Below are 17,635 nucleotides of genomic sequence, written 5' to 3'. Positions count from 1 at the left end.
GCCTGGTCGATCCCCGTGCGGCCGAATCACCCTCGGACGACGGGTGAATGGCAGGGGCCCGGGTAGCGCCTCACCCGTGGTCAAACAGGTACCCCTCGCAAGTGCCCTCGGCAGATCGGCGTTCCCCGCGCTCCTGCTGGCATTGCTGGGTGCGTCGTACGTCACTCCGGCCCGCGTCGGCATCCATGTGGCCGGTGGCCGTCTGGCCGAGACCGGGGTCAAACACGGGTACGCCTTCGGCCCCGGCCCGGCGTCGGTCTTCGACGACATCCGCGCGGCCGGGGCGAACGCGGTGCGGGTGGCGCGGGTCGCCTCGACGGCGATCGCGCGGCTGCGGGCCGCCGGGTTCCGCCACGCGCTCATGGCGTACTGCCGGCAGCACGTGGCCTGGTCGTGGAGCGGCAACAGCCCGCAGTACGGCTATCTGGACATCGTCTCGGGCTATCGGCCGGGGCGGCTGACGGCCTGGGGGCGCCGGCTCGTCGACGGGCGGCTGTGGCTCGCGGCCGCCCGGTGACGCCGGGCGTGCAAAGCTATGCGAGTGACCGACCTGGAACCCGACCTCCCGGAGCTGCCGGAGGTGCTGGGCGGCGTGGAGCCCCCGCCGTCGCCGGGTTCCCTGGAGGCGAGCGTCCGCTCGATCGAGCGGGCCGCGGGCGCCCTGGCCACGGCCAGCGTCGCGCGGATGGACGAGACGCTGCCGTGGTTCCGGGAGCTGCCGGCCGACCAGCGGGCCTGGGTCATGCTGGTCGCCCAGGCCGGGGTGCGCTCGCTGGTGGAGTGGCTGCGCAGCCGCGACAAGGGCGGGCCGGCGCCGGCGGACAACTCCGACGAGTTCTTCGACGCGGCGCCGCGGGCCCTCGCCCGCTCGATCAACCTCGGCCAGACCGTCCAGCTGATCCGGGTCACGATCGAGGTCGTCGAGGAGCAGCTGCCGCACCTGGCCGCGCCCGGGCAGGAGCAGGGCATCCGGGAGGCGGTGCTGTACTACAGCCGCGAGGTCGCCTTCGGCGCCGCCCGCGTCTACGCCCGCGCGGCGGAGACCCGCGGCGCGTGGGACGCCCGGCTGCAGGCCCTGCTGGTCGACGCCCTGCTGCGCGGGGACTCCTCCGACGTGCTGGCCAGCCGGGCGGCCGCGCTGGGCTGGGCGGACGCGCCGCCGGTGGCGGTGGCCGTCGGCCGGTCGCCGGGGGGTGAGGCGGCGGCGGTGCTGCACACGGTGTACCGCGCCGCCCGCCGCATCGGCGTGGAGATCCTCGGCGGCGTGCACGGCGACCGCCTGGTGGTGGTGCTCGGCGGGGCGGCCGACCCGATGGCCGCGACGGAGCGCCTGCTGGTCGGCTTCGGGGACGGGCCGGTCGTGGTCGGGCCCGCCGTGCCGTCGCTGGACGAGGCGACCGAGTCCGCCCGCGCGGCCCTGGCCGGCTACCGCGCCGCGCCCGCCTGGCCGGCCGCGCCCCGCCCGGTGGCCGCCGGCGACCTGCTGCCCGAGCGGGCCCTGGCCGGCGACGCGGAGGCCCGGCGGATCCTGCGCCAGGAGGTCTACGGCGCGCTCGTGCGGGCCGGCGGGGAGTTGCTGGAGACCCTCGACGCGTTCTTCGCCGGGGGCGGGGTGCTGGAGAGCGCCGCCCGGGGGCTGTTCGTGCACCCGAACACGGTGCGGTATCGCCTGCGGCGCATCGGCGAGGTGACCGGTTTCACGCCGCTGGTTCCGCGGGATGCCTTTACGCTGCGGATCGCACTGACGATCGGCCGCCTCGACCCGCTCGCCCCGACGGCGCCGCCGGTCGCGACCGGCTGATTTGCAATACTTCTATCCGAATTATCCTGCAGAGACGCGGACGGCAGATCGCCACAGGTAACAGGGTGGATCTGTTGGCGCAACACCACGCGATCTTTTGTAGGGTTCCTACAAGCGAGGTGGTCCACTTTGGTGTGTCGCGGTACCCGCGTGGCGGTGTCGAATCCGGAACAGTCATAGACGTGCTCGCCGTACTCGCTCCAGGCCAAGGCTCGCAGAAGCCCGGTTTCCTGGCCCCGTGGCTCGCCCGGCCCGGGGCTGAAGCGCGTCTGCGCTGGTGGTCGGCCCTGTCCGGGGTTGATCTGGTGCACCTGGGCACCGAGGCCGACGCCGAGGAGATCAAGGACACCGCCAAGACCCAGCCGCTGCTCGTGGCGGCGGCGCTGCTGACGGCCGAGCACCTGCCGATGCACGACGTCGCCGTCGTGGCCGGGCACAGCGTCGGCGAGCTGGCCGCCGCCGCCCTGGCCGGCGTGCTGAGCCCCGAGGCCGCCGTCACCCTCGCCGGGGTCCGCGGCCGCGAGATGGCCGCCGCCTGCGCGCTGGAGCCGACCGGCATGAGCGCGGTGCTGGGTGGCGAGCCCGACGAGGTCGTCGCGAAGATCGCCGACGCCGGGCTCCATCCGGCCAACCGCAACGGGGCCGGGCAGATCGTCGCGGCCGGGTCGCTGCCCGGGCTGGAGAAGTTCGCCGCCGACCCGCCGGCCCGCGCGAAGATCATCAAGCTGCAGGTGGCCGGGGCGTTCCACACGCCGTACATGGCCCCCGCCGAGGAGGGCCTGGGGCGGGTCGCGGCCGGGATCACCGCCGGCACCCCCGGCAAGATCCTGCTGTCCAACCTCGACGGCACCGCGGTCGACCACGGCCCGACCATGCTGCTGCGCCTCGTGCGCCAGGTCACCGCCCCGGTGCGCTGGGACCTGTGCATGCAGACCCTCGCCGACCTCGGCGTCACCGCGATCGTCGAGCTGGCCCCGGCGGGCACCCTGGCGGGCCTGGCCAAGCGGGCGATCAAGGGCATCGAGATCGTCACCGTCAACACCCCCGACGATCTGGCCAAGGCGCGTGACGTGATCGCGCGGCACGGCGCGGCCCCCACCCACGAGCCGCACCCGCAGTTCAGCGTCGTGGTCGCCGCCGCGGCGGGCACGTTCACCCCGGCCGCGGACCTCGCCGAGGGCGCGCCGATCGGCGCCGGGCAGGTCGTCGGGGCCGTACAGACCCGGCAGGGCCCGGTCGCGGTCGCCGCGCACAGCGCCGGCGTGCTCACCGAGTGGCTCGCCCACCCCGACGACCCGGTCGCTCCCGGCCAGCCCCTCGCTCGCATTGGAGGCCAACTATGACTCCGGCCGTCGTCCCTGTCGCCGGTTCGAGGATTCTCGCGTTCGGTCACTACCAGCCGTCGCAGGTTGTCACCAACGACGACCTGTCGAAAGTCATCGACACCAACGATGAGTGGATCCGCGACCGGGTCGGCATCGCCGAACGCCGCGTGGCCGGGTCCGAGACCGTCGCCGACATGGCGATCGCCGCGGCCGGCAAGGCCCTCGCGGCCTCCGGGCTGACGGCCGCCGACATCGACACCGTCATCGTGGCCACCTGCAGCTCGGTCGACCGCTGCCCGAACGTGGCGACCCGGGTGGCCGCCAAGCTGGGCATCAACGCCCCGGCCGCCTACGACCTCAACACCGCCTGCTCCGGCTTCTGCTACGGCCTGGCCAGCGCCGACCACGCGATCCGCGCCGGCGCCACCCGCAACGCCCTGGTCATCGGGGCGGAGAAGCTCTCCGACGTCACCGACTGGACCGACCGCACCACCGCCGTGCTCTTCGGCGACGGCGCCGGCGCGGCCGTGGTGACCGGCGTGGCCGAGGGCGAGAAGCCGGGCATCGGGCCGGTGGTGTGGGGCTCGGCGCCCGAGAAGGGTGACGTGCTGCGGATCGAGGGATGGCGTCCGTACATCAAGCAGGAGGGTCAGGCGGTCTTCCGCTGGGCCACCACCGCGATCGCCCCCTACGCCCAGGCCGCCCTCGACCGCGCCGGCGTGCGGGGTCCCGAGATCGCCGCCTTCGTCGCCCACCAGGCCAACACGCGGATCATCGACGGGATCGTCAAGCGCCTCGACCTGCCCAACGCGATCGTCGTCAAGGACCTGGTCGAGTCGGGCAACACGTCGGCCGCGAGCATCCCGCTGGCGCTGTCCAAGGCCATCGAGCGGCGCGAGATCCCCTCCGGTGCGCCCGTGCTGCTCTTCGGGTTCGGCGGCGGCCTGACGTACGCGGGCCAAGTCATCCACTGCCCGTAGCGGGCTATCCATCTTTTGTCTACGAGCGCGTCAACCCTAGGAAGGAAAGCTCTATGTCCACCCGCGAAGAGATCGCCGAAGGTCTCGCCGAGATCCTCGAAGAGGTCGCCGGGGTCAACCCCGACGACGTCGCCGAGGAGAAGTCGTTCACCGACGACCTGGATGTCGACTCGCTGTCCATGGTCGAGGTCGTCGTGGCGGCCGAGGAGAAGTTCGGCGTGAAGATCCCGGATGACGAGGTGCCGAACCTCAAGACCGTCGGCGACGCCGTTTCGTACATCGAGAAGTCGCAGGCCTGACATCGGCGACCGGGGCCCCACGGAGGGGCCCCGGCGCACCAGGTCGCTTTAGGGAGAGTCAGCAGTGAGTGTTGAGGTCGTCGTCACCGGCATCGGGGCCACCACCCCGCTCGGCGGGGATGCCCCGTCCACCTGGGACGCCATGCTCGCCGGCAGATCCGGCGTCTCGGCGCTGCCCGAATGGGCCGCCCCCCTCACCGTGCGCATCGCCGCGCAGCTCGCCGTCGAGCCGACCGAGCAGATCGACCGCGTGCAGGCCCGCCGCCTGGACCGCAGCGAGATGGCCGCCGTCATCGCCGCCACCGAGGCCTGGGCCGACGCCGGCTCGCCCGAGGTGGACCCGGACCGGCTCGCCGTCAGCGTCGGCACCGGCATCGGCGGCGCCCAGACGCTGCTCAACCAGGACGACATCCTGGAGGCCAGCGGCCCGCGCAAGGTCTCCCCGCACACCGTGCCGATGCTCATGCCCAACGGCCCGGCCGCCCACATCGGCCTGCGGCTCGGCGCCCGCGCCGGCGTGCACTGCGTGGCCAGCGCCTGCGCCACCGGCGCCGAGGCGATCGCCCACGCCCTCGACCTCATCCGCCTCGGCCGCGCCGACGTCGTCGTCGCCGGCGGTACCGAGGCCGTGATCCACCCGCTGCCGATCGCCGGCTTCGCAGCCATGCGCGCCATGTCCGTGCGCAACGACGACCCCGAGCGCGCTTCCCGCCCCTGGGACAAGGCCCGCGACGGCTTCGTCCTCGGCGAGGGCGCCGGCGTCATCGTCCTGGAGCGCGCCGAGCACGCCCGCGCCCGCGGCGCCCGCATCTACGCCCGCCTCGCCGGCGCCGGCATCACCTCCGACGGGTACGACATCGTCCAGCCCCACCCCGAGGGCGACGGCGCCGTCCGCGCGATCGAGTTCGCCCTCCGCGACGCCGGCGTCGCCAAGGCCGATGTCCTGCACGTCAACGCGCACGCCACCTCGACCCCGGTCGGCGACCTGGCCGAGATCAAGGCCCTGCACCGCGCCCTCGGCGACCACCCGGTGATCACGTCGACCAAGTCGATGACCGGCCACCTGCTCGGCGCCGCCGGTGCGGTCGAGTCGATCGCCACGATCCTGGCCGTGTACCACGGCGTGATCCCGCCGACCATCAACCTCGACGACCCCGACGACGAGCTGGACCTCGACGTGGCCGCGCACAAGCCCCGCCACCTGGAGATCCCCGCGGCGTTGAACAACTCCTTCGGCTTCGGCGGCCACAACGCGGCACTGGTGTTCGCCCGCGCCTGATCCCTGGAGCACCTCGTGACGATGACGTCCGTACCCGTCGATCTCGAAGCCGGCCAACGCGACCCGGAGCACCGCCTGCGGACCCTGTTCGACCGCGGCACGATGCGCCTGCTCGCCCCGCGCGACGCCTCGGGCGCCCTGGCCGCCCGGGGCGAGATCGACGGTACGGCCGCCATCGCCTTCGCCTCCGACCCCTCCGCCATGGGCGGCGCGATGGGCTCCGACGGCTGCCGCCACATCGTCGACGCCATCGACGCCGCCGTGCGCGAGCGCACCCCGGTCATCGGCCTGTGGCACTCCGGCGGTGCCCGGATCCCCGAGGGCGTGCTGGCCCTGGACGGCGTCGGCCAGGTCTTCGCCGCGATGGTCCGCGCCTCCGGCCGGGTCCCGCAGATCTCGGTGGTGCTGGGCCCCGCGGCCGGCGGCGCCGCCTACGGCCCCGCCCTGACCGACATCGTGATCATGAGCGACAACGGCCGCATCTTCGTCACCGGCCCCGAGGTCGTCCGCAGCGTCACCGGCGAGCAGGTCGACATGGCCCGCCTGGGCGGCCCCGAGCCGCACGGCCGCCGCTCGGGCGTGGTCCACGTGACGACGAAGGACGACGGGACGGCGATCGCCACGGCCCGGGACCTCGCCGCCCTGCTGGGCCGCCCCGGCCGGCTGTCGGCCGACGACGTCACCGACACCGACCTGGGGGTGTTCCTGCCGCCGGAGCCCAAGCGCGCGTACGACGTGCGCCCGCTGGTCAGGGCCGTGCTGGACGCGCCCGGAATCGACCTGCATGCCAAGTGGGCCCCGAACGTCGTCACCACCCTGGGCCGCTTCGGCGGCCGCACGACCGGCGTGATCGCCAACAACCCGCTGCGCCTGGGCGGCTGCCTGGACGCGGCCGGCGCCGAGAAGGCGGCCCGGTTCGTGCGCACCTGCGACGCCCTGGGCGTGCCCCTCATCGTCCTGGTCGACGTCCCCGGCTACCTGCCCGGCCTGGGCCAGGAGTGGGACGGCGTGGTCCGCCGCGGCGCCAAACTCCTGCACGCCTTCGCCGAGGCGGTCGTACCCCGCGTGACCCTGGTGACCCGCAAGGCGTACGGCGGCGCGTACGTCGCCATGAATTCCCGCTCCCTGGGCGCGACGGCGGTCTTCGCCTGGCCCCAGGCCGAGATCGCGGTGATGGGCGCGAGCGCGGCCGTGAACGTCCTGCAGCGCCGCCAACTGGCGGCCGCCCAGCCGCAGGACCGCGAGTCCCTGCACGCGAGACTGGTCGAGGAGCACCTGCAAACGGCGGGCGGCGTACACCGAGCCCTGGAGATCGGCGTCGTCGACGACGTGATCCACCCGACCCAGACCCGCCGCCGCCTGGCCGCCGCCCTGACAAGCGTCCCCGCCGCCCGCGGCGCCCACGGCAACATCCCGCTCTAGCCGAGCATCTGCAGGAAGGCCGCCGGGTGCACCACCGGGATGCCGTACCGGGCGGCCTGCTGGGCCTTTCCTGACATGCTGTCCGGATCGGCCGCCACCAGTAGCCGAGTCTTCCGCGTGACGTTCGCGCCGACCGCCAGCCCGGCCGCCGCGGCCCGCGCCTGCCAGACCTCCCGCGGCTCGCCCATGTCACCGGTGAAGACCACGACGTCGCCGCGCTCCAGCCGGAACGAGCGGACCCCGAACAGCCCCACCGCGTGCCCGGCCATACGTAGCATGCGCTCGACCTGCCCCGTGTCCAGACCCAGCAGTCGCGCGACCGTCTCCAGGTCGCTCCGCTCGTCCGCGGTGACGACGCCGTCCGCCGCGGCGAACGCGGCGAGCGCCTGCAGGTAGTGCTGGTGCAGTTCGACCACGTCGGCCCGCCCCAGCCCGAGCCGGGCCGCGACCGCGACGAGCGCGTCGGCCTCCGCCGCCGAGACGTGCCGGTCGAGCAGTGCCCGGTCGAGCACCTCGAGGTACGCGTCGGCGTCGGGCCGGTGCGAGCGCGGCAGGCGATCGACGAGCCGGCCCAGGAAGTGCTCCTCCACCTGCCCCTCGGCCTGCCGCCCGACGGGCGCGACCCCGGTCTCCGGCAGCACCGGCCAGGCGCCCGCCGTCACGAACCGGTGCGCCCACGGCGGCGGCTGCCCGGTCACCCGCAGGAAGTACGACAGCAGCTCGGCCGCCGCCCGGGCGTCGTGCAGCGCGGAGTGGGCCCGCACCAGCGGGATGCCCGCCGCCGCGCAGCAGTCCGCCAGCCCCCGCGAGCTACCGGGGAAGAACCGCCCGGCGAGCCGCATCGTGCACAGCCCGGCGTCGGCGTGCACCGGCGCGACGATCCCCATCCGCTCAAACTCGGCCGCGAGGAACTGCCCGTCGAACGCCCAGTTGTGCGCGGCCGGCACCCGCCCCCGCATCAGCCCGGCGACGGCCCCCGCCACCTGCTCGAACCGCGGCGCCTGCCGAGCCTCGGCAGCGGTGATCCCATGAATGTGCTGCGGCCCGAGATCCCGCCCCGGATTGACCAGCGTGCACCACTCCGATTCGACCTTCCCGGCCTCGTCGACCTGCACGATCGCGATCTCGACCACCCGGTCGTGCCAGCCGGTGCGAAGCCCGGTGGTCTCGACATCAACAACGGCATACACAGCTGTCGAAGCGTAGTGACGCCGCCACGCCCCGACTACGCCCAAACGTCCCGTTCGCCGAACCCTCTTGTACGGCCGATTCCGGCACCGACGTTTTCGATGGCTTTGGGATCCCATCGGGTCCTTGCATAATCTGCAAGCTATTATGCGGGATGTGCAAGTAAGGTCCCGGCTGCTCCCGCTGCTGCGCTCGCCGCTGCTGGGTGAGCTGCTGGCGTGGCTGTATCTGCACCCGGACATGAGCTGCTCGGTGACGGAGTTGGCCCGCCAGTTCAAGACTTCCCAGTCAACCGTCAGCCGGGAGGCCGATCATCTTGCCAAGGTCGGCCTCGTGCGCGAGGAACGGAGGGGAAACCTGCGCCTGCTGCAGGCAGACCTCGACAACCCCCTCGCTCGCCCACTCACCGAACTGCTGACGTTGACCTACGGTCCGGCCGCCGTCCTGGCCGATCTGCTTCCTCCCGTGGATGGGGTGGATGAGGCGTACATCTACGGTTCATGGGCAGCCCGCTATGCCGGCGAGGCCGGCCCTGCGCCGCGTGACGTCGATGTGTTGGTGGTGGGCAACGCCGACGAGGACGACCTGGCGGACGCGGCCCGGTCTGCCGAACGGCAACTGGGCCGCGAGGTCAACATCCACCGTGTATCCGCAACGGCCTGGCGATCGGCCGACGACGATCCCTTCCTGGCGTCGGTGCGGTCACGTCCCTTGTACACCGTCGTGGAGCCTGGAGAACGGTAGCGAGATGGCAGCAGGGCCGCGAGGCCCTGGACGGCATGGGCAAGAGACGAACTTGAGCGCGTGCCGGCCAGCCGCGACCTCTTGCTGTCTCAAGCGCCGAGGCATCTCGCGTCGGCGGACGCCGTCGCGGACTCGGACCCGGCCGGCGCGTATCAGCTGCTGTACGATGCCGCGCGCAAGTCACTCGCCGCCGTGCTGGAGAACCAGGGCCTGCGGGCGACGAGCCGAGGCGGCACATCGCGGTCCGCGACGCGGTAACTGCGCAGCTCGATCCACCGCTTGGCGGGGTGCTGCGCCGTTCGACCGCCTCCGCCGCCGCAACCAGGTCGAGTACCCATCCGCGTCGGCACCGAGCATCAGCGCGGAGGAGATGGAGCGCGATGTTCCGAAGGTCGAACAGATCATCGACGTGGCGGCCCGAGTCCTGGACCAGATGAGCCCACTGTGACCGATCTTCTGCCAACGATAGGCAAGCTCTGCGACGACGAGGGCCTCCACCGGCAGCGGGCTCCTCGGGTGATAGCTGAGGCAGAGTGGCGTCCGCACCTTCTGCGGTGCCTCACCCTCGGCCGCGACGTAGAACTCGCCGGAGCGCAGCCGCGCCCACCCGCGCGTACCGTGCCGCAGCGGACTCGGTTTCGGCCGCCAACGAGCGTGGGGTCAGGCCCCACCAGTGATAGTCACATGGAGCCGCGGCACGTGCGCGGTGATCCGGCTACCTACGGCCGGGCGGTGCACGCCGACGCGTGCTCTTCCAGCCACTGCAGCGCCGGCGCCAACGCGACCGCGTCCTCGTCCGTACCGCATCCGGTGCACCGCTTGGAGAGGTACCCGGAAAGGTTCATCTCGATCCAAGCCTGCGCTCCGCCGGCGGTCGTGAGGACGTCCGACACGATCTCCCGATACTCGTCCACATCACCATCGTGCCGCCGGCCGTGGCCGGTCGCCGCGCAAACGTCCGCTCAACACCGGGCCATCACCCGGTACGCCTAGACTTTCCGGCGTGCGCGACCTCGTGTTGATTCTGCGGTATCGCAAGGCGGTGACCTACGGCCATCACGTCCTGCTCGCCGCGCTGGAGGAGCATCCCACCACAACGGACTACGAGGTGGTTTTCGCCGAGTCCGCGGCGGCCACCGTCGAGGCGATTCGTTCCGCCCACGCCGACCGTGTGCTCGTGCTGTGGTCGTTCTACTCGCCCGACGCCGCGGCGCTGGCCGAGGAACTGGCCGGGATCAAGGCCGCCGCGCCCCGAGCCGTGCACGTGGCGGGTGGGGTGCATGCCACCGCCGAGCCGGTGCGGACCCTCGACGCCGGATGGGACATCGCCGCCGTCGGCGAGGGCGAGAGCACCCTTCTGGCGCTGGTGGACAGCGCCGGCGACCCGGCCGGGATCACGGGACTCGTCTACCGCGACGAGCACGGCAGCCTGATCCGCACCGGCAAGGCGCACCGCGAGCCACTGGGTCGCTACCGCGCGTTTCCCTTGACGTACAAGCGCATGAACCCGATCGAGATCACGCGCGGGTGCGTGTACGCGTGCCGGTTCTGTCAGACGCCGTTTATGTTTTCGGCGCGGTTTCGGCATCGCAGTGTGGAGAATGTGCGCTGGCATGTCGATCGGATGCGGGAGCTCGGTAAGCGGGACGTCCGGTTCATCACGCCTACGTCGCTTTCCTACGGGGCCGAGGACGAGGAGCCGAACCTCGCCGCCGTTGAGGAGTTGCTCGCCGGCTGTAAGGAGGGGATCGGGCCGGATGGGCGGGTCTTCTTCGGGTCGTTCCCCAGTGAGATCCGGCCCGAGCACATGAGCGTCGAGGCGCTGCGCCTGGTGAAACGGTACTGCGCCAACGACAACCTCATCGTCGGTGCCCAGTCCGGGTCGGAGCGGGTGCTGGAGGCCGCCAAGCGCGGGCACGACGTCGAGTCGGTGCGGCGGGCGGTGCGGCTCGGGATCGCCGAGGGGTTCCGGATCAACGTGGACATGATCTTCGGCATGCCGGGGGAGGACCCCGCCGACGCGGAGGCCTCGCTGAAGCTGGCGCAGGAGTTGGCCGCGCTCGGGGCGCGCATCCACTCGCACGTGTTCATGCCGTTGCCGGGCACCCCGTGGCGGGACGCGGCGCCGGGGGACGTGGACCCGGAGACGATCCGGGCGGTGTCGCGCCTGGCCCAGCAGGGCGCGCTCTACGGCCACTGGCAGAAGCAGCGCGAGCACGCCGTTCAGCTGGCGGCCGCCGCCGCGCAGAGCCCGCGCCCCGGCCGGAGCCGGACCCTGCTGCCGATCAAGCCCGCTAACTGAGCCAGACCACGATTCCGGTCAGGCCGGTCAGGACCGCGGCGGCGCCGGCTCGGATGGCGGCGTCGCAGCGGGCTGTGGTGAAGGACGCCGCGTCGTACGTGGATGAGGCGCCCAGGCCCTCGCCGCGGAAGGACGCCCCGGCCCAGTCTACGGCGGTCACGTTGTGCGTGGGCTCGGCCAGTTCGGCGCCGACGACCAGGAACGCCTGTGCCAGGTGGTTCGCGGTCACGACGGTCAGGGGGTCCACGAGGTCGTTGCCGGCGCTGACGATCAGGTCGGCGTGCATGTCGATGGCGCGGATGATGTCCGGAACCGGGTCGGTCCCGGCGGTGACGGTCCTGAGCGACACCTTCTCGGCCGCGGCCCACGCCTCAACCGCGGTGACCAGGGCCTTGGTGGGCGCATCCGCGCCCCGGGTCAGCAGCACGACCCGGTACCCCGAGCCGGGATGCACCTCGCTCCAGGACCCGGGAACGGGCGTGATCGTCCCCTCCGGTGTGGGGGGCGTGGAGGGGTCGACGAACCCGGCCTTCAGGGACCCGACCGGGCTGGGCAGCGGCCGCGGCTGGCTCCAGTCGTCACCGGAGGAGAACCCGCACCCGCCGAGCAGGCCGGCGACGAGGGCCAGGGCGGCAACGGCCCGAATCGTAGGACGCACGACGAGATCCTCTCCGCCCGGGGCGCGGAAGACGAGATCGGGCGGGAGTTGTTCAAGATCGGTTCGTCGGTGGGGGGCCGGACGTTCACTCGTGCCGTGCAACGTGCGGAGGCCGAACCTGAGGGAGCCCCATGCGCCGCACCATCCGGACCGTCACGATAGGAATTGCCGTACTTCTATCAGTACTGGCGTGGACCCGGCCGGCGCAGGCGCACGGCTTCTCCTCCACCGTGTACGTCGACGTGACGGCCGAGGGCGGGCACGTGCGCACGGCGCTCGGGCTGGAGTACGACCTCCTGCTGGTCTCGGCCGCGGACGCCGAGCATGACGACGGCCTGTTCAGGGCGGGCAACGCGGCCTTCGAGGCCGGCGACCGCGACGCCCAGGCGGCGGCGCTCAACGAGCACAAGGACGCGGTCCTGCGTTATGTGACGCAGCGTTTCACGGTCAAGGACTGCACCGCGAGCCTGTCGAAGCCGATCGGCATCGGCGAGCGGGAGGGGGTGCCGTACGCCGAGCTGCCGCTGGACTGGGCCTGCCCGCCGAGCGGCGCGCACGAGATCCGGGCGGCACTCTTCCCCGACACTGAGGGCTACGTCAAGGGCGTCAAGACGATCGTCACCTACGCGCTCGACGGCCGCACCGGCAGCGCCGCCCTGGACGCCGCGCATCCGGTGTTCTCGACCGGGCAGGCGTGGTACGAGCGATTCTGGGAGTTCTTCCGCCTCGGCGCCGAGCACCTGCTCACCGGCATCGATCATATCCTGTTCCTGCTCGCGCTCATCGCCGGGTCGCGGCGGCTGCGCGAGATCGTGCTCGCCGCGACCAGCTTCACGCTCGCGCACTCGGTGACGTTCATGCTGGCCGCGCTCGGGCTGGTCAGCGTGCCCGCGCGGCTCGTCGAGCCGGTCATCGCGCTGTCGATCGCGGTGGTGGCCGGCCTGCATCTGTGGAATCTGCGCAAGGACGGCGCCCCGGGCAACGCGCGGCTGGCCGTGGTGTTCGGCTTCGGCCTCATCCACGGGCTGGGATTCGCCGGCGCGCTCGGCATCGACGAGCCGTTCTCGTGGACGCTGCTGTGGTCGCTGCTGGTGTTCAACGTCGGCATCGAGGTCGTGCAGCTCGGGCTGATCGCCCTGACGTTCCCGCTGCTGATCCTGCTGCGCCGCAAGGCGCCCAAAACGGGCCGATGGGTCACCGGGACCATCGCCGCGGGGGTCGCGTTCATGGGGTTGCTCTGGTTCTTTCAGCGGCTCTAGTCGGGCGTCCGGACGCCGTTCACGAACGGTTCAAGATCACGCGATTGCGTGATCAAGCTTTGCTCGTACCCCATCGGAAAAAGGTGAAAATCCGATGTATCACCGCACCTCCCGCGTGGCCGCTGCGGCCACGGCGGCGCTGGTGGGCCTGGCTCTGGCCCTCGGCACCGGCGGCTCGCCCGCCAGTGCCGAGGACCCGGCCAACCTCACCGGCATCATCCTCGGCGTCGGCGCGAACGAGTCCCAGCGGATCGTGACCTGGTACTCCTCCGCCGACACCGCCCAGAAGGTCCAGCTCGCCCCCACGGCGGCGCTGGCCAACGGTGAGTTCCCCGACTCGGCCGCCACGTTCGCGGCCATCGGCGGGGCGAACATCGCCACCAGTGGCGGGTACAACCGCCACGCCGTCCTCACCGGCCTGCAGGAGCACACCGCGTACTCCTACCGGGTCGGCACCGAGGGCAACTGGTCGCCGGTGTACTCGTTCAAGACGCAGGACTTCGAGGGCGACTACGACTTCCTGTTCTACGGCGACCCGCAGATCGGCTCCTCCGGCGACGTGGCCAAGGACCAGGCCGGCTGGACCGACACGCTCGACGTGTCGCTCGCGGCCAACCCGAACGCCGAGCTGCTCGTCTCCGGCGGCGACCAGGTCGAGACCGCGAACACCGAGGCCCAGTGGAACGCGTTCCTCGCCCCGGACAAGCTGCGCCAGTACCCGTGGGCGGCGACGATCGGTAACCACGACGTCGGCGGCAAGGCCTACGAGCAGCACCTGTTCACCCCGAACACGGACCGCTCGGGCCGGTACTACTCCAACGGCAACCCGGCGGGGACCACGTCCGGCGGCGACTACTGGTACATCTACAAGGACACGCTGTTCATCGACCTGAACAGCAACTCCTACGCCACCACCCAGGGTGGCGGCGGCGACGAGGCGCACATCGGCTACGTCACCGACGTCATCAACCAGCACGGCGCCGAGGCCAAGTGGACGGTGCTCGTCTACCACCACGCGATCTACTCGCCGGCCGCGCACGCCAAGGACGGGGACAACAAGGTGCGCCGGGTGGACTTCCCGACCGCCTTCTCCAACCTGGGTGTCGACCTGGTGCTGCAGGGCCACGACCACGTGTACTCCCGCAGCTACCTGATCAAGAACGGCGCGAAGGCGAACCCGGACGAGCAGCCCGGCGCCGCCGACGTGTTCCAGGGCCCGGGCGGCGTGCTCTACGTCACCGGCAACTCGGCGTCGGGCTCGAAGTACTACGACATCACCAAGCCCGACAACAGCGGCACCAGCGGCGCCGGCAACGGGGCCGACCCGCTGAACCCGGACAGCTACTGGTACAACTCGGCGCAGAACCAGGAGCACGTGCGCTCCTACGTCAAGGTCGAGGTCCGCAGCGACAAGCTGGTCGTGCAGAACCTCCGCAGCGGCACCTGCGCGGCGCCGAACCCGGCGGTCGAGCGCGGGCTCGTGTGCACCAACACCCCGGCCAACCAGCCGGTCGGCTCGATCGTCGACAAGGTGACGGTGCACCCGTACAACGGCGACGGCCAGCAGCTGCAGGTCAACGTCCCCAACCCGGCGCCCGGTGAGTTCGGCTGGACCATCGACGGCTACAACGGCCTGGTCAGCCTGGGCACCGCGACCGAGCACAACGGCGAGTACTTCGGGGCCTCCGGCCACCTCAACCCGATCGCCGTGAGCGACACCCGCCGCACCCAGGCGCCGTGGTCGATCTCGGCGAGCGTGAGCGACTTCCGCGATGCCGGCAAGACCTTCTCCGGTTCGTACCTCGGCTGGGTCCCGCGGGTGCTCGTGCCCGGCGCCGGGGCGCAGGCGAGCGTGCCGGTGCCCTCGTCGTACGACGACCAGGGCCAGGGCCTGTCCGTCTCGCGCGGGCTGGGCTACGCCGAGCAGGGCCACCCGAAGGGCACCAGCCAGCTCGGGGCCGAGCTCGACCTGAAGATCCCGGGCAGCGCCGAGAAGGGCGACTACCGCGCCACGCTCACGATCACCGCGCTGAGCAGCTGACCGGCATTCCTTTTTGTTCCAGGTTTTTCCAGGCGGGGCGGCCCACGGGCCGTCCCGCCCCCTGACTTTCGAGCGAGGACGTCATGCAACTCCGTAGATCCGCCGTGTTCGCCGCCGTCATCGGGCTGCTCGCCGCCGCCGGCATCGCCGGTCCCGCGCACGCGGAGGAGGGCGACGTCGCCTGGACGGTGCGGACCGCCGCGAACAGCTACGGCTCGGACCGATCCAGCTACAGCTACGCGGTCAACCCCGGCGGCCAGGTCAAGGACGCCATGGTGGTGGCCAACCGCGGCAAGAACACGCTGAACCTGGCCGTGTACGCCGGCGACGGCTTCACCACCAGCACCGGCCAGCTCGACCTGCTCACCAAGGACAAGAAGTCCGTCGGCATCGGCGCCTGGCTGCACGCCGGCGCGCCCACCGTCGCGATCCAGCCCGGCCAGAGCGCCGAGATCCCGTTCACGCTCGACATCCCGGCCAACGCCACCCCCGGCGACTACGCCGGCGGAGTCGTCACCGCGCTCACCCAGCCCGACGCCGGCCAGGGCATCAACGTCGAGCGCCGCCTCGGCATCCAGGTCAAGCTGCGCGTCGGCGGCGACCTGCACCCGGCCCTGGTGGTCGAGAACCTCGGCGTCGACGTCGACGGCGGTGACGCGACGGTCACGTACACCATCCACAACACCGGCAACGCGATCCTCTCCGCCGAGCAGCGCGTGTCGCTCGCCGGGCCGTTCGGCATGCTGCGCACCGACGCCGGCGCGGTCAAGGCCCCGCCGCAGCTGCTGCCCGGCGAGACGTGGAAGGTGAGCGTCCCCGTGCACGGCGTGCCGAAGGCGTTCCGGGTCACCGCGACCGCGACGCTCACCCCGCGCCTGACCGACGCGTCCGGCTCCACCACGTCCCTGGCCGCGGTGACGGCCGAGGCCGGCGCGTGGGCGGTACCGTGGGGCTGGCTCATCGGCGTCCTCGTCGCCGTGGCCGCGCTCGTCGCCGCGTTCTTCCTGGTCCGCCGCCTGCGGGCGCGTGGCAAGGCCCGCCAGGACGAGCGGGTGCGCAAGGCGGTCGAGGAGGCGATTCAGGCCGGGGGCGTGACCGCGTAGGTGAGGGCGGAGCGGCGCGATCGGTTGCCCAGCAGGCCGCGGGCGTAGACGGCGAAGGCGTACTCGGTCGAGCCCCGCAGCCCGTGCAGCGTCACCTCCGGCCGGGCGGTCGTCGCCAGGCGGGACTCGCTCGCGCCGTTCACGGCCACGACGATGTATGTCGTACCCCATGAGGCCCGCGGCCACGACAGTCGCACGGTGCTCGTGGTGACCTCCGCGATCCGGGGAGCACCGGCGGTACCGTTGCGGAAGATCGTGGCTTCCCGCGACTGCGTCGAGATGCCGTTCGGGCCCGTGAGGAAGCGGTTGCCCCAGGCCGTGCGGCTGGCCGGGTCGAAGTCGTGCACCAGGTCGAGGTAGCTGTACTCCTGCTCGTTGCCGCTCCACGACCAGCCGAGGTAGCCCACCGAATGGCCCTCGGCGTAGGCCATGATGGCGTCCTCGTCGGGGTCGCCCCACTCGTGCTGGCCGGAGAACTCGCCGATGAGGACCGGCAGCTGGTGGTGGGTGAAGTAGCCTAGGTAGGCGTTGACCTTCGCGGCGTTGTCGAACTCGCCGTACATGTGAATGTCGAACGCCGTGTTGCCGGTCGGGTCGGCGGCGCGCACCCGCTCGGCGTTGTCGCGCATCACGTACATCTCGTCCTGGCCCCAGCCGGGCGCGTCGACCAGCAGCGTGTGGCGGAACCCGGCCGCGCGCAGTTCCCGGATGGCGTCGGTGGTCTGCTGGACCCACGGCCAGTCCCCGCCGACGCCGAAGGGCTCGTTGGCGATGTTGACGAGGATGTTGTCCTCGTGCCCGGCCAGCACCGGCAGCAGCCCTTTCCAGAACGCGACCGCCTCGGACATCGGGGCGGCCTTCTTGTCCTGCCCGAAGCCGGCGGTGTCGTGCGCGTCGAGGATGCAGACCAGCCGCTGCAGGCGGCACAGGTCCACGATCGTGCGCACCTCGTCGGGGCTGGTGTGACGGAACTGGTGGCCGGTGCCGAGCGGGACCCGCACCGCGTTGGCGCCGGTGGCCTTGATGGCGGCGAAAGTGCCGTTGCGGTCGGGGTACCAGATGAAGTCGTGGTTGACCCCGCGCAGCACCAGGTCGCTGCCGTTGGCCTCGACCAGGCGCCCGCCCGCCACCCGGATTCCCGGTGCCGCGTGCTGCGGCGCGGCGCCCGCGGGCTCGAGCGGGAGGGCCACCGCCGTGACGAGAAGGGCCAGCAGGACCAGCACACGCCTCATGG

The 17,635-nt window shown here is 72.0% G+C and carries 16 protein-coding genes; 12 read left to right on the top strand and 4 right to left on the bottom strand.

The features are described 5' to 3' along the window. The first annotated feature begins 76 nt into the window (after nucleotides 1–76). From ACQPY0_RS49770 to ACQPY0_RS49740, 7 genes are all read left to right on the top strand, one after another. A complete protein-coding gene (locus ACQPY0_RS49770; protein ID WP_432977830.1) occupies nucleotides 77–517 on the top strand; it encodes a hypothetical protein in 441 nt (146 codons plus the stop codon). A 75-nt stretch (nucleotides 518–592) separates the two neighbouring features. Next, nucleotides 593–1,801: a PucR family transcriptional regulator gene (locus ACQPY0_RS49765; protein ID WP_432995730.1), complete on the top strand. Its 1,209-nt coding sequence runs from the start codon at nucleotides 593–595 to the stop codon at nucleotides 1,799–1,801. Between the two features lie 182 nt (nucleotides 1,802–1,983). Next, complete coding sequence (locus tag ACQPY0_RS49760; protein ID WP_432977827.1) at nucleotides 1,984–3,144, top strand: acyltransferase domain-containing protein; 1,161 nt, start codon at nucleotides 1,984–1,986, stop codon at nucleotides 3,142–3,144. Next, nucleotides 3,141–4,106: a beta-ketoacyl-ACP synthase III gene (locus ACQPY0_RS49755; protein ID WP_432977824.1), complete on the top strand. Its 966-nt coding sequence runs from the start codon at nucleotides 3,141–3,143 to the stop codon at nucleotides 4,104–4,106. Before ACQPY0_RS49760 ends, ACQPY0_RS49755 begins: the two co-directional genes overlap by 4 nt. Nucleotides 4,107–4,159: 53 nt before the next feature. Continuing rightward, a complete protein-coding gene (locus ACQPY0_RS49750) occupies nucleotides 4,160–4,405 on the top strand; it encodes an acyl carrier protein (protein WP_223097536.1) in 246 nt (81 codons plus the stop codon). A 64-nt stretch (nucleotides 4,406–4,469) separates the two neighbouring features. Then, entirely contained in the window at nucleotides 4,470–5,684 is a 1,215-nt protein-coding gene (gene fabF / locus ACQPY0_RS49745; RefSeq protein ID WP_432977821.1) for a beta-ketoacyl-ACP synthase II, read from the top strand. A 21-nt stretch (nucleotides 5,685–5,705) separates the two neighbouring features. Then, a complete protein-coding gene (locus ACQPY0_RS49740) occupies nucleotides 5,706–7,106 on the top strand; it encodes an acyl-CoA carboxylase subunit beta (RefSeq protein WP_432995728.1) in 1,401 nt (466 codons plus the stop codon). On the opposite strand, the gene ACQPY0_RS49735 is transcribed toward ACQPY0_RS49740, so the two are convergent. Next, a complete protein-coding gene (locus ACQPY0_RS49735; protein WP_432977818.1) occupies nucleotides 7,103–8,296 on the bottom strand; it encodes an exonuclease domain-containing protein in 1,194 nt (397 codons plus the stop codon). The two genes, ACQPY0_RS49740 and ACQPY0_RS49735, sit on opposite strands and share 4 nt — an antisense overlap. A gap of 154 nt (nucleotides 8,297–8,450) precedes the next feature. Between ACQPY0_RS49735 and ACQPY0_RS49730 the strand changes: the two genes are divergently transcribed. Then, nucleotides 8,451–9,038 carry a MarR family transcriptional regulator gene (locus tag ACQPY0_RS49730; RefSeq protein WP_432977815.1) on the top strand — a complete coding sequence of 196 codons (588 nt, stop codon included), beginning with the start codon at nucleotides 8,451–8,453 and terminating at the stop codon, nucleotides 9,036–9,038. A 719-nt stretch (nucleotides 9,039–9,757) separates the two neighbouring features. Here ACQPY0_RS49730 and ACQPY0_RS49725 read toward each other — a convergent pair. After that, nucleotides 9,758–9,952, bottom strand: coding sequence for a hypothetical protein (locus ACQPY0_RS49725; protein ID WP_432977812.1), 195 nt, complete (start codon nucleotides 9,950–9,952; stop codon nucleotides 9,758–9,760). An 89-nt stretch (nucleotides 9,953–10,041) separates the two neighbouring features. Between ACQPY0_RS49725 and ACQPY0_RS49720 the strand changes: the two genes are divergently transcribed. Further along, nucleotides 10,042–11,340, top strand: a complete 1,299-nt coding sequence (locus tag ACQPY0_RS49720) for a TIGR04013 family B12-binding domain/radical SAM domain-containing protein (protein ID WP_432977809.1) — start codon at nucleotides 10,042–10,044, stop codon at nucleotides 11,338–11,340. Here the strand turns inward: ACQPY0_RS49720 and ACQPY0_RS49715 are convergent. Further along, nucleotides 11,333–11,998, bottom strand: coding sequence for a hypothetical protein (locus ACQPY0_RS49715; RefSeq protein ID WP_432977806.1), 666 nt, complete (start codon nucleotides 11,996–11,998; stop codon nucleotides 11,333–11,335). The genes ACQPY0_RS49720 and ACQPY0_RS49715 overlap by 8 nt on opposite strands. A gap of 131 nt (nucleotides 11,999–12,129) precedes the next feature. On the opposite strand from ACQPY0_RS49715, the gene ACQPY0_RS49710 reads away from it, so the two are divergent. The 3 genes from ACQPY0_RS49710 (at nucleotide 12,130) to ACQPY0_RS49700 (ending at nucleotide 16,401) form a co-directional block, all read left to right on the top strand. Further along, nucleotides 12,130–13,257: a HupE/UreJ family protein gene (locus ACQPY0_RS49710; RefSeq protein WP_432977803.1), complete on the top strand. Its 1,128-nt coding sequence runs from the start codon at nucleotides 12,130–12,132 to the stop codon at nucleotides 13,255–13,257. Nucleotides 13,258–13,351: 94 nt separating this feature from the next. After that, on the top strand, nucleotides 13,352–15,298 hold the full coding sequence (locus ACQPY0_RS49705) for a fibronectin type III domain-containing protein (protein ID WP_432977800.1): 1,947 nt from the start codon (nucleotides 13,352–13,354) through the stop codon (nucleotides 15,296–15,298). Between the two features lie 83 nt (nucleotides 15,299–15,381). Then, nucleotides 15,382–16,401 carry a COG1470 family protein gene (locus tag ACQPY0_RS49700; RefSeq protein WP_432977797.1) on the top strand — a complete coding sequence of 340 codons (1,020 nt, stop codon included), beginning with the start codon at nucleotides 15,382–15,384 and terminating at the stop codon, nucleotides 16,399–16,401. Here the strand turns inward: ACQPY0_RS49700 and ACQPY0_RS49695 are convergent. Further along, nucleotides 16,377–17,633 (bottom strand): cellulase family glycosylhydrolase, encoded by a 1,257-nt coding sequence (locus ACQPY0_RS49695; RefSeq protein WP_432977794.1) that lies wholly within the window; start codon nucleotides 17,631–17,633, stop codon nucleotides 16,377–16,379. The two genes, ACQPY0_RS49700 and ACQPY0_RS49695, sit on opposite strands and share 25 nt — an antisense overlap. Nucleotides 17,634–17,635: the final 2 nt, after the last annotated feature.

Source organism: Dactylosporangium sp. CA-233914 (genome assembly GCF_050942935.1).
Taxonomy (GTDB): Bacteria; Actinomycetota; Actinomycetes; order Mycobacteriales; family Micromonosporaceae; genus Dactylosporangium.
The sequence above is the reverse complement of the archived record's forward strand: the minus strand, read 5'-3'. Positions and strand labels throughout refer to the sequence as shown.